The following is a 12,553-nucleotide window of genomic DNA, read 5'->3' on the forward strand; positions in this document are numbered from 1 at the left end:
CGGTGCCGCGAAAGGGGAACCGATGACGGTGATCGTGTTGACGTGGTTGGCATGCTGGCTGGTGATGGCGATCGCGCCGGGCGTGCCGGCCAGCCGGGCGCTGCAACGCTGGCTGGTCGAGGCGCCCGCAGCCCGGCTGCTCGTGCTCAGCCGCGGCGATGTCGCCGTGATGATCATTCTTGGGATGGCAGCGGCGATCATGCTCACCGTCGGTGAGACAGATGGCGTGCGGCTGGTGACCTTCGCGCTGCCCGACCTGGCCATGTGGCTGACCAGCCTCGAGCTGTCCGCCCTGGTCGACGTCGCGGTGGCGTTGGTCACGGCTGTGTCCGCGGTCCGAGGCAGTGGCTTGGCCGGTCGCATCGGGACGGCGAGGCTGCCGCGCGTAGGCCGGCATGGCCGATCGCGCCGTTCGCGGCGTTTGCTGGCGAGCAACGATGATAATGACGAGCGAGCGGTCCGGTCGCTGGTCGCGTGACCGATCCCGCCCGAGCCACGCCCCCTTGCCGGGGGCGGGCGGGCAGATGATCAGAAGGAGGTAACTACCACCCCGACCACCAGCGCCTGGGCCGCGATTGCCAGCATGGTGCTGGTCACGGTTTCGAACATACGCATGGGTTGGTCTCCGATGCCGGAAAAATATCCGGCAAGCGCGAGATGGTGATAGTTGCCGGCGCGCGCAATATAATTACGTGCAATCGTGATTGCGTCCGACGCAATCGCCCGTCACTCCAGCGCAGCTCCGGAGCAACGGGCAGAGCGGTCAGCCGCCAAACACCCGTGCGAAGATCGTGTCGACGTGCTTGAGATGGTAGCCGAGATCGAACTTCTCCTCGAGCTGAGCAGGCGACAGCGCCGTGGTGACCTCCGGATCCGCCTTGAGCAGCTCGAGCAGCGACAGCGCGCCATCCGATTCCCACACCTTCATCGCGTTGCGCTGGACGAGGCGATAGGAATCCTCGCGGCTCACGCCCGCCTGGGTCAGCGCCAGCAGCACCCGCTGCGAATGGACGAGGCCGCCCATCTTGTTGAGGTTCTTCTCCATCCGCTCGGGATAGACGAGCAACTTGTCGACGACGCCGGTGAGGCGGGCGAGGGCAAAATCGAGGGTGATGGTCGCGTCGGGGCCGATGTAGCGCTCCACCGACGAATGGCTGATGTCGCGCTCATGCCACAAGGCGACATTCTCCAGCGCCGGCGTCACATAGCCACGCACCATGCGGGCCAGGCCGGTGAGGTTCTCGGTGAGCACCGGGTTGCGCTTGTGCGGCATCGCCGACGAGCCCTTCTGGCCGGGGGAGAAATATTCCTCGGCCTCCAGCACCTCGGTTCGCTGGAGGTGACGGACCTCGATCGCGAGCCGCTCGATCGAGCTCGCGATCACGCCGAGCGTCGCGAAATACATCGCGTGGCGGTCGCGCGGGATCACCTGGGTGGAGACCGGCTCGGGGGTCAGCCCCATCTTGGCGGCGACATGCTCCTCGACCATCGGATCGATGTTGGCGAAGGTGCCGACGGCGCCCGAGATCGCGCAGGTGGCGATATCGGCTCGGGCGGCGATCAGCCGGGTGCGGCAGCGGTCGAACTCGGCATAGGCCTGGGCGAGCTTGAGGCCGAAGGTGACCGGCTCGGCATGAATGCCATGGCTGCGGCCGATCGTGGGCGTCATCTTGTGCTCGATCGCGCGGCGCTTGAGGACGTCGAGCAGCTTGTCGAGATCGGCGAGCAGCAGGTCGCTGGCCTGGGCGAGTTGGACCGCGAGGCAGGTGTCTAGCACGTCCGACGAGGTCATGCCCTGGTGCATGAACCGCGCCTCGTCGCCGACATTCTCGGCGACCCAGGTGAGGAAGGCGATCACGTCATGCTTGGTGACGGCCTCGATCGCGTCGATCGCGGCGACGTCGATCGCTGGGTTGGTCGCCCACCAGTCCCACAGCGCCTTGGCGGCGGCCTTGGGCACCACGCCGAGCTCGGCCAGCGCATCGGTGGCATGCGCCTCGATCTCGAACCAGATCTTGAAGCGCGCTTCCGGCGTCCAGATCGCGACCATCTCGGGGCGGGAATAACGGGGGATCATGGGCGGTCCTTGTGGCGCTGAGGAAGAGTCGCCCGGGCCCCTAGCAGAGCGGGCCGGCAAGATCAGCCCCGCGGACAGCGGCCAGCGGAACGTCGCCGCCAGAGAGCGACGCTAGATCAGTCCCTGGGCGCGCAGGCTGACATGGCCGTTCAGCCCCATGATCAAGTGATCGGACCGCGATCCCCAGCCGCTTGCCGGCCTCGGCGATCGCGCGGGTGATCTCGATGTCGGCGCGGCTCGGCGACGGATCACCCGAGGGATGGTTGTGGACGAGGATGATCGCTGCTGAGCCGAGATCGATCGCGCGGCGGATCACCTCGCGGACGTGGACCGCGGTCTGGTCGATCGAGCCTTCACTCATCACCTCGTCGCGGATCAGCATGTTGCGGGTGTTGAGGTGGAGCACGCGGAATCGCTCGATCGCGTGGTGGACCATGTCGGCGCGCAGATAATCCATCAGCGCCTGCCAATTGGCGAGCACCGGCCGATCGGCGACCGGCGCCTGGAGCAGGCGCAGCGCGGCGGCCTGGACGATCTTGATCGCCGCCGCCGATCGCTCGCCCATTCCCGACACCCGGGTCAGCGCCTCGGCATCGGCGGTGAGCAGGCCCGCGATGCCGCCGAACTCGCGCAGCAGCGCCTTGGCGAGCGGTTTGGTGTCGATACGCGGGATGGCGAGGGTGAGCAGATATTCGATCAGCTCATGATCGAGCAGCGCCTCGCCGCCGCCGGCGAGCAGCCGCTGGCGCAGGCGATCGCGGTGTCCGGCAGTGTCGCTGGGCGGAGCGGCCATGCCCCAGCCTAGGTCGGCGCAGCGACCCGCGCAATTGCATCCACGGCGGTGCCCCGCTTATGGAAGCAGCGATGGGAGAGGGCGTGGACGATCTGACCGAAGCGCCTGAGCGACGCCCCCGCCGTGCGGCGTTCGGGGCGGTCGGGCCGGTGCTCGGGGTCCTCGGCCTGCTGCTGCTCGCCGCGCTGGTCGCTGTGTGGCTCGAGCGGCGGCCGATCGCGAGCCACTTCATCGATCGCGAATTCGCCAAGCGCGGCGTGCCCGCCCGTTACCGCCTCACCGATCTCGGATTCGGCCGCCAGCGGCTCACCGATGTGGTGATCGGCGACCCGGCGGCGCCGGATCTGGTTGCCGACTGGATCGAGACCGACACCCGGCTGGGCCTGTCCGGCGCGTCGCTCGAGGGCGTGCGGGCAGGGCATGTCCGCGCGCGGGGACGGCTAGTTGACGGGCGAGTGTCGCTCGGCGTGCTCGACCGTCTGATGCCAGCGCCGTCGGGCAAGCCGTTCGCGCTGCCGGCGCTGCGCCTCGACCTCGCGGATGGCCGGCTGCGGCTGGACACCGCGGCGGGCGTGCTCGGGTTGAAGCTCAGCGGCGAGGGGCGGCTCGACGACGGCTTCAGCGGTAGCGTGGCGGCGGCGGGCGAGCGGCTGCAGGCCGGCGCCTGCGTGCTCGATCGCCCCGAGGCGGTGCTGCGGATCGTCACCCGGCGGGGGGCGCCGTCGCTGACCGGGCCGGTGCGGATTGCGCGCTCGACCTGCCCCGGTGTGGAACTCGCCGGCGCCGGGATCGACATCACCGCGACGCTGACTCCCTCGTTTGACCGCTGGCAGGGCAGCGCGCGCATCGCCACCGCCGCGCTGCAGGGCGGCGGCGTCCGCGTCGAGCGCGCTCGCGGGTCGCTCGACTTTGCCGGTGGCGGGTCCGGCACCGCCGGCACGCTCGACGTGGCCGCCGCGGGCGTGGCGGGCACCGCCGGTACCGCCGGCGGGTTGGCGATCAAGGGCCGCTACCGATGGGCCGAGACTGCCGGGTTCGACGGCACGGTCCAGCTCGCCGATGCTGCCGTCGCCCGCCGCTGGCGCGCGCAGCTCGAGGCGCTGGACAGCGCGGGCACCACCCCGCTGGCGCCGATCGCCCGCGCCCTGCGCCGGCATGGCGAGGCTGCGCTGCGCCGCTTCGATGGCAGCCTCGCCGTTGCGACCCAGTTGGCGCCGTGCTCGGCCTCGACGGGCCGCTGCGTATGGGCGCAGCTGCGCCAGGCCACCGTGTCCTCCGCAAGCGGTGCCCGCGTCGGGCTCGCCGGCGGCACCGGGCTGAGCTGGCGGGGAGGGGCCGGATTGCGCGTCGATTCGACCCTGGCCCTCGCCGGGGGCGGCCTGCCGACGATGCGCGTCACGCTCGCCCAGGCGCAGCCCGGCGCCGCGATCCGCGGTCGAGCGCTCGTGAGCCCTTATGTGGCGGATGGCGGACGATTGGCGCTGGCGCCGGTGCTGTTCACCGCGACACCCGGCGGCGCGACCCGGATCGCGACCCGCGTCACCCTGTCGGGCCCGCTCGGCGATGGCCGGGTCGACGAGCTGGCGCTGCCGCTCGATGTGCGTTGGGATGGCCGCGCCCCGCTGGCGATCAATCCCGGCTGCGCGGCGCTGTCGTTCCGCCGGCTTGCCGTGGCGGGCCTCGCACTCAACGCGGCGAGCGTGCCGCTCTGCGCGACCGGCCCCGCCTTGCTGACGATGACGCGCGGCCAGCTGACGGGCGGCGCACGGCTCGGCGCGGTGCGGCTCGGCGGTCGCCTCGGCACCACGCCGCTCGCGCTGGCGGCGGCCGGTGCCGAGCTGCGGCTGGCGGACCGTGGCTTCACGCTGCGCGGGATCGAGGCGCGGCTCGGTCCTGCCGAGCGGCTGACCAGCCTCGCCATCGCCGAGCTCGGCGGCACGCTTACCGGTGCCAACCTCGCCGGCCGCTTCACGGGCGCTGCCGGGCAGATCGCCAACGTGCCGTTGCTGCTCGGCGGCGCGGCGGGCGACTGGCAGGTCCGCGGGGGTGCGCTGGCGCTGACCGGCGCGCTGACGGTGAGCGATGCCGCCGCCGACCGGCGCTTCACGCCGCTTGCCGCGCGCACCGTCAGCCTCGCCCTCGCCGGCGGCAGGATCACCGCGCAGGGCGTGCTCTACGAGCCGACCGCAAACCAAAAGATCGCCGACGTGCGGATCGAGCACGCGCTCGGCGACGGGCGCGGGGGTGCGACGCTGGCGGTGCCGGGGATCACCTTTACCAAGGATTTCCAGCCCGACCGGCTCACCCGGCTGACGCTCGGCGTGATCGCCGAGGTGCGCGGCACGGTGACGGGGGAGGGGCATATCGGCTGGAGCGCCGCTGGGGTCACCTCGGGCGGGCGGTTCGCCACCGCCGGTACCGATCTCGCCGCCGCGTTCGGGCCGGTCAGCGGTATCGCCGGCACGATCGTCTTCACCGATCTGCTCGCGCTCGAAAGCGCGCCGGGGCAGGTCGCCACCGTCAAGTCGATCAATCCCGGTATCGAGGTCACCGACGGCACGATCCGCTATCGCACGCTGGCGGGCAGCCGCATCCAGCTCGACGGCGCGCGCTGGCCGTTCGCGGGCGGCGCGCTGACGCTCGATCCGAGCCTGCTCGACTTTTCGGCGCCGCAGGCGCGGCGACTGACCTTCCACGTCGCCGGTGCCGCCGCCGACCAGTTCCTTCAGCAGTTCGACTTCCAGAACCTCGACGCCACCGGCATCTTCGACGGCGAGCTGCCGATGATCTTCGATGTCGACGGCGGGCGGATCGAGGGCGGAAAGCTCTCGGTGCGCGAGGGTGGCGGCGGCATCGCCTATGTCGGCGCGATCACCCAGAAGGATGTCGGCTTCTGGGGCAATCTCGCCTTCCAGGCGCTGAAATCGCTGCGCTACCGCAACCTCACCATCGCCATGAACGGCCCGCTCGCGGGCGAGATGATCACCGAGGTCCGCTTCGCCGGGGTCAGCCAGGGCAAGGGCGCCAAGTCCAACTTCCTGATCCGCCGGCTGCAGCGGCTGCCGTTCGTGTTCAACGTCCGCATCAAGGCGCCCTTCCGTGGGCTCGTCGATACCGCGCAATCCTTCTACGATCCCAAGCGCCTGATCAGCCGCAACCTGCCGCAACTGCTCGACGAGCAGAACAAGCGCGCCGCGCCGCCCTCCACCCAGCCAGCCATTCAGCCTCCTGCAAGCGAGACCGTGCCATGAGCGTAACAGGATTGACGAAACCGATGCGGATCACGACCTATCAACTGGCACGGACGGCGATGAAAAGCATGATCTTGATCGGCTTGGCCCTGAGCAGCATGGGATGCGTCAACATCTCGGCGCCGGACAAGCCGATCCAGATCAACCTCAACATCTCCGTCACGCAGGAAGTGGTGTATCGGCTGGACGGCGAGGCCAAATCGCTGATCCAGCAAAATCCGGGGATCTTCTGATGAACAGGTACATGGGCATGATGGTCGCCGGGGCGGCAGCGCTGGCCGGCCTGTCGTCCGCCGCGAGCGCGCAGCGCGACCCCGCCTACGCCGCCGCGCGCGAGGCCAAGCAGGTCGGCGAACAGCCCGACGGGTATCTAGGCGTGGTCGGCGCCGGCACGCCGGCGCTGCAGGCGATGGTCCGCGACATCAACATCAAGCGCAAGGCAGCCTATACCGCGAGCGCGCAGGCCAGCGGCGCGACGGTGGAGCAATTCGCCTTCACCAGCGGCTGCAACCTCGTCGCCAAGGTCGGCGCGGGCGAGATGTACAAGACGCCGTCGGGGCAGTGGAAGCAGAACAGCGGCACGCCGGAGCTCGACGGCCGCTGCAAGTAAGCGGGGGCGGCGCGCCGACACCGGCGCTGGCCGGGCGTGCGATATTGCCGGATGGTTGCTCGGGCCCAACCCGGTTGACACAAAACCGCCTCCCACCTAAACGGACCGGGCCTTGGCGGGGTCGCTCGCTGCCTGTGCGCTATCTCCTCCGGTTTGTACGAAATCAGGCGAGGATGGCGCGTGGCGGAAAGCGGACCCGGACAAGACTTCCACGACGCGGAGGATCCGCGGCTCTCCTCGCTCGATGAGCGATTGAAGGAGGCCCGGCATCAGGAAGCGCTGAGGACGGGGAGTGTGGCGCCGACGGCCGATGCGGGATATTCGCTCGGCAATCGCGTGCTCGCCGCCCTGATCGGAAGTCTCGTCGGCAGCGCGCTGATCGGCTGGTGTATCGACCGCTGGTTCAATACCGCGCCCTGGGCACTGATCGTGATGCTGTTCCTTGGAATTGCCGTCGCGTTCAGGCAGATCATCAAGATTGCAGGCGAGCGCCCGGCGTAATCCGGGCGTTTGTCGTATTTGGGAGCGAGCGGGCCACGTGGCGGTAGAATCGGGCAGCAAGATCGATCCGATGCACCAGTTCCTGATCGAACCTCTGTTCGGTCGGCACTGGATGGTGGGCGGCTATGATCTGTCGTTCACCAATTCCGCGTTGTGGATGGTGATCACCCTCGCCAGCCTGTGGCTGTTCATGCTCGGCGGGATGAAGCGCGAGCTCGTCCCCGGCCGCTGGCAGGCCGCGGTGGAAGGCTTCACCGGCTTCGTCTCCCACATGCTGACCTCGAACATTGGCCCCGAAGGCAAGCGCTTCGTGCCCTATGTCTTCTCGCTGTTCATGTTCATCCTGTTCGCCAACATCTGGGGCCTGACCCCGGTCGGCGTGGTGCCGGGCTGGCATCCGTTCACGATCACCAGCCACTTCACCGTTACCGGCGTGCTCGCGATCATCAGCTTCGCCATCGTGCTGATCGTCGGCTTCGGCCGGCACGGCTTCCACTTCTTCGCGCTGTTCGTGCCCAAGGGCACGCCGATGCTGATGATCCCGCTGATCTTCGTCGTCGAGCTGATGAGCTTCCTGGTGCGGCCGTTCAGCCTCGGGCTGCGACTGTTCGTGGCGATGACCGCCGGGCACATCCTCTTGAAGGTGCTTGCGGCGTTCGTGATCAACGGGCTCAACCTCGGCGTCGGCTACGGCCTGCTCGTGTCGCTGCCCAGCTTCGTGCTGATGATCGGCATTACGTTGCTCGAGCTGCTGGTTGCCGCGATCCAGGCCTATGTCTTTGCGCTGCTGACGAGCGTCTATCTGAACGACGCCGTCAACCTGCACTGAGTTTTTTAGTTTAACCACCTAACCTTATTGAACGGGAGTTTTTGAAATGGACGCAGAAGCCGCCAAGATGATCGGTGCGGGCCTCGCCGCGATCGGCATGGGCCTCGCCTCGCTCGGCGTGGGCAACGTGTTCGCCAAGTTCCTCGAGGGCGCGCTGCGCAATCCGGGCGCCGCGGACAGCCAGCAGGGCCGCCTGTTCATCGGTTTCGCGGGCGCCGAGCTGCTTGGCCTGCTCGCCTTCGTGACGATGATCATCCTGCTGTTCGTCGCGTAACAACGACTGTCCCGCCGGGCCCTCGCGCCCGGCAGGCTTGAGAGCGCCATGCCACAGATTTCCCAGATCGCCGCCACTTACGCATCGCAGATCTTCTGGCTGCTCGTCACTTTCGGTCTCCTGTACTTCGGGATCGGGCGTGGCATGCTGCCCAAGGTGATCGCGACCGTCGACGCGCGTGAAGCGCGGATCGCGGCCGATCTGGCGGCGGCCGAGGCAGCACGCCTCGCCGCCGACAAGACCGAAGCAGCATGGCGCGCCAGCATGGATGCGGCGCGGGCCACCGCGCTCGCGGCGACCACCGCCGCCAAGGCGCAGGCGACCAAGACCGCCGAGGTCCAGATCCACGCCACCGATGCGGATCTCGCCGAGCGGCTGGCGCATCACGATCTCGCCGTCGCCAACGCCAAGGTGAGCGCGATGGCCAATATCCAGACCGTTGCGGCCGAGGCCGCGCAGGAGCTGGTCGCCAAGCTGTCGGGGGTCCAGGTCAGCCTGGACGCGGCGGCGGAAGCGGTGCGAAGGAATAGTGCGCATGGCTAAGGACACTGCAGGCGCGACCGTCGCGGCGAACCTCGCCGACGCCGCAACCAACCAGGGCATGACCCATCGCGACGTCCGCGATGCCAGCGCGCTGACCGCGAACGTCTCGGCGCCCGGTGGCGCGGAGCATGTCCAGGAGCCGACCGCGCTCGGTTTGAACACCACCGGCTGGGTCGGCATCGTCGCGCTGGTCGTGGTGATCGGCATGATCTGGCGCAAGGTGCCGGCCATGGTCGCCAAGATGCTCGACCAGCGCATCGCCGCGGTGCGCGATCAGCTCGCCGAGGCGACCAAGCTGCGTGCCGATGCCGAGGCGCTGCGCGCCGATTACGAGGCCAAGGCCAAGGCTGCCGAGGCCGATGCCGAGACCATCCGCGTCCATGCCCAGCATGAAGCCAATGCGATCATCGCCAAGGCCAAGCAGGATGCCGAAGAGCTGATGGAGCGCCGCGCCCGCCGCGCCGAGGACAAGATCGCCGCCGCCGAGCGCGCCGCGATCGCCGAGGTTCGCGCGCTCGCCGCCGACACTGCCGCCAAGGCCGCGGCGACGCTGCTCGCCGAGCATCATGATGCCTCGGCCGACCAGGCGATGATCAACCGCTCGATCGCGGGGCTCGGCCGGCTCAACTGATCCTCCGTCATCCCCGGCGCGGTCGGGGATGACGGGACCTCGATCCCCCACCACCCGCACCGTCTCTTCCCGGTTTTCCGGCGGCGCGCCTTGGACCTGAGCCCGTACAGGAGCATCCTCCATGTCATGGGTCATCCTTGCCGTCGCCGTCGTTACCGAGATCTGCTGGGCGCTCAGCCTCAAATGGGCGGCCACCCATGCCAGCTGGCAGGCGTCCAGCGTCCCGATCGTCCTCTCGTTCGTCAACATGGGCCTGCTCGCGCTGGCGATGCGCGGGCTGCCGGCCGGCACCGCTTATGCGGTGTGGACCGGGCTCGGCGCGGTTGGCGTGATCATCGGCGGGGTGTTCCTGTTCGGTGACCGGGTGAGCACGATCCAGGCCGGCTTCATGGCGCTGACCGTGATCGGCGTGGTCGGCACCAAGCTGTTCGCGCAGGGGTGAACCTGCCGGGCTTGACCCGTCTTCCGCTGCGCCGCCGACCTGTTAGGAAGGCGGCTGGTCAAGTCGAGGTGCCCGTCGTGTCGATCCGCCCGTTGCTGCCGCTGATGCTCCTGCTGCCCACCGCCGCCTGGGCGCAGCAAGCCCCGTCGACCGCCGCCAGCGCCGCCGACAAATTCTCGCTCGACATCCCCGCCGACGACGCCGTGACCGCGCCCGCCGCTGCGGCTCCGGTGACGACGCCAACGGCGGCTCCGGCGGCCTTCTCGCTCGACACGCCGATCGCCGCGCTGATCGCCGATCCCGCCGCCAAGGCGGTGCTCGATCGCAACCTGCCCGATCTCAGCACCGACCCCAACATCGACAAGTTCAAGGCGCTGTCGCTGCGCAAGCTCGCCCCGCTCAGTGGCGGTCAGCTCACCGCCGCGCTGCTCGCCAGCACCGAACGCGATCTCGCCGCCGTGACCCCGTTCCGGCCGGCAAAAGCGCCCCCGCGATCGCTGCCGATCGGTCGCTAAACCCTTATCAACCCTAGTCGCGTGAGCCCGCGACTCCTACATGGCGTGACATGTCCGGCTACGGCCCCCCCGATCGATTCAACGAAGAACGCGCCACCTTCGCGGTGCGCGGCAGCGACACGCCCGACCTTGATGCGGGCGTAGCGGCGATCCGTAACGTCCTGCAAACATTGCCAACCCGCTCCGGCGTCTACCGGATGCAGGATGCCAAGGGCGATGTCCTCTACGTCGGCAAGGCGCGCTCGCTGAAGCAGCGAGTGGCGAATTATACCCAGGTGAAGGGCCTGTCGAAGCGGCTGCAGCGGATGATCGCGCAGACCCGCTCGATGACGATCGTCACCACCAACAACGAGGCCGAGGCGCTGCTGCTCGAGGCGCAGCTGATCAAGCGCTACAGACCCGCCTATAACGTGCTGCTGCGCGACGATAAGTCGTTCCCGTTCATCCTGCTGCGCGGCGATCATGATTTCCCGCGCGTCCAGAAGCACCGCGGCGCCCGCCGCGCGCAAGGCAATTACTACGGCCCGTTCGCCAGCGCCGGCAGCGTCAACAACACGCTCAATGCCCTGCAGAAGCTGTTCCTGCTGCGCTCCTGCACCGATGGCTTCTTCAAGACGCGCGACCGCCCGTGCCTGCTCTACCAGATCAAGCGCTGCTCGGCGCCATGCGTCGGCCGCATCGACAAGCAGGGGTATCAGGAACTGGTCGACGATTGCCGCGACTTCCTCGGCGGCAAGTCCACCAAGGTCCAGGCCAAGCTCGGCGCGCAGATGCAGGCCGCGGCGGAGACCATGGATTTCGAGCTGGCCGCGCTGCTGCGCGACCGGCTGAAGGCGTTGACCTTCGTCCAGGGCACCCAGGCGATCAACGCCGAGGGCGTCGGCGATGCCGATGTGTTCGCGCTCGCCTGCCAGGATGGCGTGATCGGTATCCAGGCCTTCTTCATCCGCGGCGGCCAGAATTGGGGCCATCGCAGCTTCTTCCCCCAGCATACCAACGAGGTGCCGGAGGAAGAGGTGATGACCAGCTTCCTGATGCAATTCTACGAGGAGCTGCCGCCGCCCAAGACGGTGCTGCTCGATCGCGAGCTGAGCGAGGGCGAGCTGCTCGGCGAGGCGCTCGGCGAGCGCGCCGGCTACAAGGTATCACTGTCGGTGCCGCAGCGCGGTGACCGGCGCCGGCTGATGGACCAGGCCAAGCGCAACGCCGTCGAGGCGCTCGAGCGCCGCTTGGCGGAAAGCACCACCCAGGCACGGCTGCTGCGCGAGGTCGCCGACATGTTCGAACTGGAAGGGCCGCCCGACCGGATCGAGGTCTATGACAACAGCCATATCCAGGGCACCAGCGCGGTTGGCGCGATGATCGTCGCGGGCCCCGAGGGCTTCCGCAAGGGCCAGTATCGCAAGTTCAACATCAAGAACAAGGACACGGCGCCGGGCGACGATTTCGGCATGATGCGCGAGGTGCTCACCCGCCGCTTCAGCCGTGCCCAGGCCGAGGATCCCGATCGCGACGGCGGCGAATGGCCGAGCCTGGTGCTGCTCGATGGCGGCCGCGGCCAGCTCAACGCCGCCAAGGCGGTGCTCGAGGATCTCGGCATCGAGGACGTGCCGCTGGTCGGCGTCGCCAAGGGCCCGCATCACGGCCGCGACGGTCGCGAGGTGTTTCACATGATGGATGGCCGCGAGCTGATGCTCCCGGTCAACGCGCCGTTGCTGTTCTACCTCCAGCGGCTGCGCGACGAGGTCCACCGCTTCGCGATCGGCGCTCACCGCGACAAGCGCTCCAAGGCGATCGGCACCAGCCCGCTCGACGAGGTCCCGGGCATCGGCCCGGCGCGCAAGAAGGCGCTGCTGATGCACTTCGGCACCGGCCGCGCGGTGCGCAACGCCAGCCTCGAGGATCTTCAAAAGGCCCCGGGCGTCTCCGCCGGCGTCGCCCAGCAGGTCTACGACTTCTACCACGCGCGCTAAGGACGCGGCGGCGGGCATCTTCACGATCTTTCCCCATTGCTGCGGCGCCGGCCCTGGCTAGACTGGCCGCCGTTTTAGGGGGGACATCAAAGACAATGCGACGGCTGGTCATTC

At 68.8% G+C, this 12,553-nt stretch carries 13 protein-coding genes and 1 pseudogene; 12 read left to right on the forward strand and 2 right to left on the reverse strand.

Annotated features, from left to right (window positions below; genetic code table 11):
• The first annotated feature begins 22 nt into the window (after positions 1-22).
• Positions 23-478, forward strand: a complete 456-nt coding sequence (locus OXR60_RS03045; RefSeq protein ID WP_267393893.1) for a hypothetical protein — start codon at positions 23-25, stop codon at positions 476-478.
• Between the two features lie 285 nt (positions 479-763).
• Here OXR60_RS03045 and purB read toward each other — a convergent pair whose 3' ends face one another.
• Entirely contained in the window at positions 764-2,077 is a 1,314-nt protein-coding gene (gene purB / locus OXR60_RS03050) for an adenylosuccinate lyase (protein WP_267393895.1), read from the reverse strand.
• A gap of 111 nt (positions 2,078-2,188) precedes the next feature.
• A pseudogene (gene radC / locus OXR60_RS03055) lies at positions 2,189-2,870 on the reverse strand (DNA repair protein RadC).
• Between the two features lie 83 nt (positions 2,871-2,953).
• On the opposite strand from radC, the gene OXR60_RS03060 reads away from it, so the two are divergent.
• The 11 genes from OXR60_RS03060 (at position 2,954) to uvrC (ending at position 12,439) form a co-directional block, all read left to right on the forward strand.
• Positions 2,954-6,121, forward strand: a complete 3,168-nt coding sequence (locus OXR60_RS03060; protein WP_267393897.1) for a YdbH domain-containing protein — start codon at positions 2,954-2,956, stop codon at positions 6,119-6,121.
• A gap of 23 nt (positions 6,122-6,144) precedes the next feature.
• Positions 6,145-6,354, forward strand: a complete 210-nt coding sequence (locus tag OXR60_RS03065; RefSeq protein ID WP_267393899.1) for a YnbE family lipoprotein — start codon at positions 6,145-6,147, stop codon at positions 6,352-6,354.
• Positions 6,354-6,731, forward strand: coding sequence for a YdbL family protein (locus OXR60_RS03070; RefSeq protein WP_267393901.1), 378 nt, complete (start codon positions 6,354-6,356; stop codon positions 6,729-6,731). Before OXR60_RS03065 ends, OXR60_RS03070 begins: the two co-directional genes overlap by 1 nt.
• Before the next feature lie 180 nt (positions 6,732-6,911).
• Positions 6,912-7,232, forward strand: coding sequence for an AtpZ/AtpI family protein (locus OXR60_RS03075; RefSeq protein WP_267393902.1), 321 nt, complete (start codon positions 6,912-6,914; stop codon positions 7,230-7,232).
• Between the two features lie 37 nt (positions 7,233-7,269).
• Complete coding sequence (locus OXR60_RS03080; RefSeq protein ID WP_267393904.1) at positions 7,270-8,061, forward strand: F0F1 ATP synthase subunit A; 792 nt, start codon at positions 7,270-7,272, stop codon at positions 8,059-8,061.
• Positions 8,062-8,107: 46 nt separating this feature from the next.
• Complete coding sequence (locus tag OXR60_RS03085; protein ID WP_038662560.1) at positions 8,108-8,335, forward strand: F0F1 ATP synthase subunit C; 228 nt, start codon at positions 8,108-8,110, stop codon at positions 8,333-8,335.
• 48 nt (positions 8,336-8,383) lie between these two features.
• Positions 8,384-8,878, forward strand: coding sequence for an ATPase (locus OXR60_RS03090; protein ID WP_267393921.1), 495 nt, complete (start codon positions 8,384-8,386; stop codon positions 8,876-8,878).
• Positions 8,871-9,509, forward strand: a complete 639-nt coding sequence (locus OXR60_RS03095) for a hypothetical protein (protein ID WP_267393923.1) — start codon at positions 8,871-8,873, stop codon at positions 9,507-9,509. The genes OXR60_RS03090 and OXR60_RS03095 overlap by 8 nt, the downstream gene beginning before the upstream one ends.
• Before the next feature lie 121 nt (positions 9,510-9,630).
• Positions 9,631-9,951 (forward strand): multidrug efflux SMR transporter, encoded by a 321-nt coding sequence (locus tag OXR60_RS03100; protein ID WP_267393924.1) that lies wholly within the window; start codon positions 9,631-9,633, stop codon positions 9,949-9,951.
• Between the two features lie 77 nt (positions 9,952-10,028).
• On the forward strand, positions 10,029-10,466 hold the full coding sequence (locus tag OXR60_RS03105; protein ID WP_267393925.1) for a hypothetical protein: 438 nt from the start codon (positions 10,029-10,031) through the stop codon (positions 10,464-10,466).
• 50 nt (positions 10,467-10,516) lie between these two features.
• Positions 10,517-12,439 carry an excinuclease ABC subunit UvrC gene (gene uvrC / locus OXR60_RS03110; protein WP_267393927.1) on the forward strand — a complete coding sequence of 641 codons (1,923 nt, stop codon included), beginning with the start codon at positions 10,517-10,519 and terminating at the stop codon, positions 12,437-12,439.
• Positions 12,440-12,553: the final 114 nt, after the last annotated feature.

The organism is Sphingomonas sp. GC_Shp_5, assembly GCF_026540855.1.
Lineage (GTDB): Bacteria > Pseudomonadota > Alphaproteobacteria > Sphingomonadales > Sphingomonadaceae > Sphingomonas.

Bases quoted from the DNA above. Each gene is read 5' to 3' on its own strand.
- OXR60_RS03045 (WP_267393893.1), top strand. From the start codon at position 23: ATGACGGTGATCGTGTTGACGTGGTTGGCATGCTGGCTGGTGATGGCG.
- purB (WP_267393895.1), bottom strand. From the start codon at position 2,077: ATGATCCCCCGTTATTCCCGCCCCGAGATGGTCGCGATCTGGACGCCG.
- OXR60_RS03065 (WP_267393899.1), top strand. From the start codon at position 6,145: ATGCGGATCACGACCTATCAACTGGCACGGACGGCGATGAAAAGCATG.
- OXR60_RS03070 (WP_267393901.1), top strand. From the start codon at position 6,354: ATGAACAGGTACATGGGCATGATGGTCGCCGGGGCGGCAGCGCTGGCC.
- OXR60_RS03085 (WP_038662560.1), top strand. From the start codon at position 8,108: ATGGACGCAGAAGCCGCCAAGATGATCGGTGCGGGCCTCGCCGCGATC.
- OXR60_RS03090 (WP_267393921.1), top strand. From the start codon at position 8,384: ATGCCACAGATTTCCCAGATCGCCGCCACTTACGCATCGCAGATCTTC.
- OXR60_RS03095 (WP_267393923.1), top strand. From the start codon at position 8,871: ATGGCTAAGGACACTGCAGGCGCGACCGTCGCGGCGAACCTCGCCGAC.
- OXR60_RS03100 (WP_267393924.1), top strand. From the start codon at position 9,631: ATGTCATGGGTCATCCTTGCCGTCGCCGTCGTTACCGAGATCTGCTGG.
- uvrC (WP_267393927.1), top strand. From the start codon at position 10,517: ATGTCCGGCTACGGCCCCCCCGATCGATTCAACGAAGAACGCGCCACC.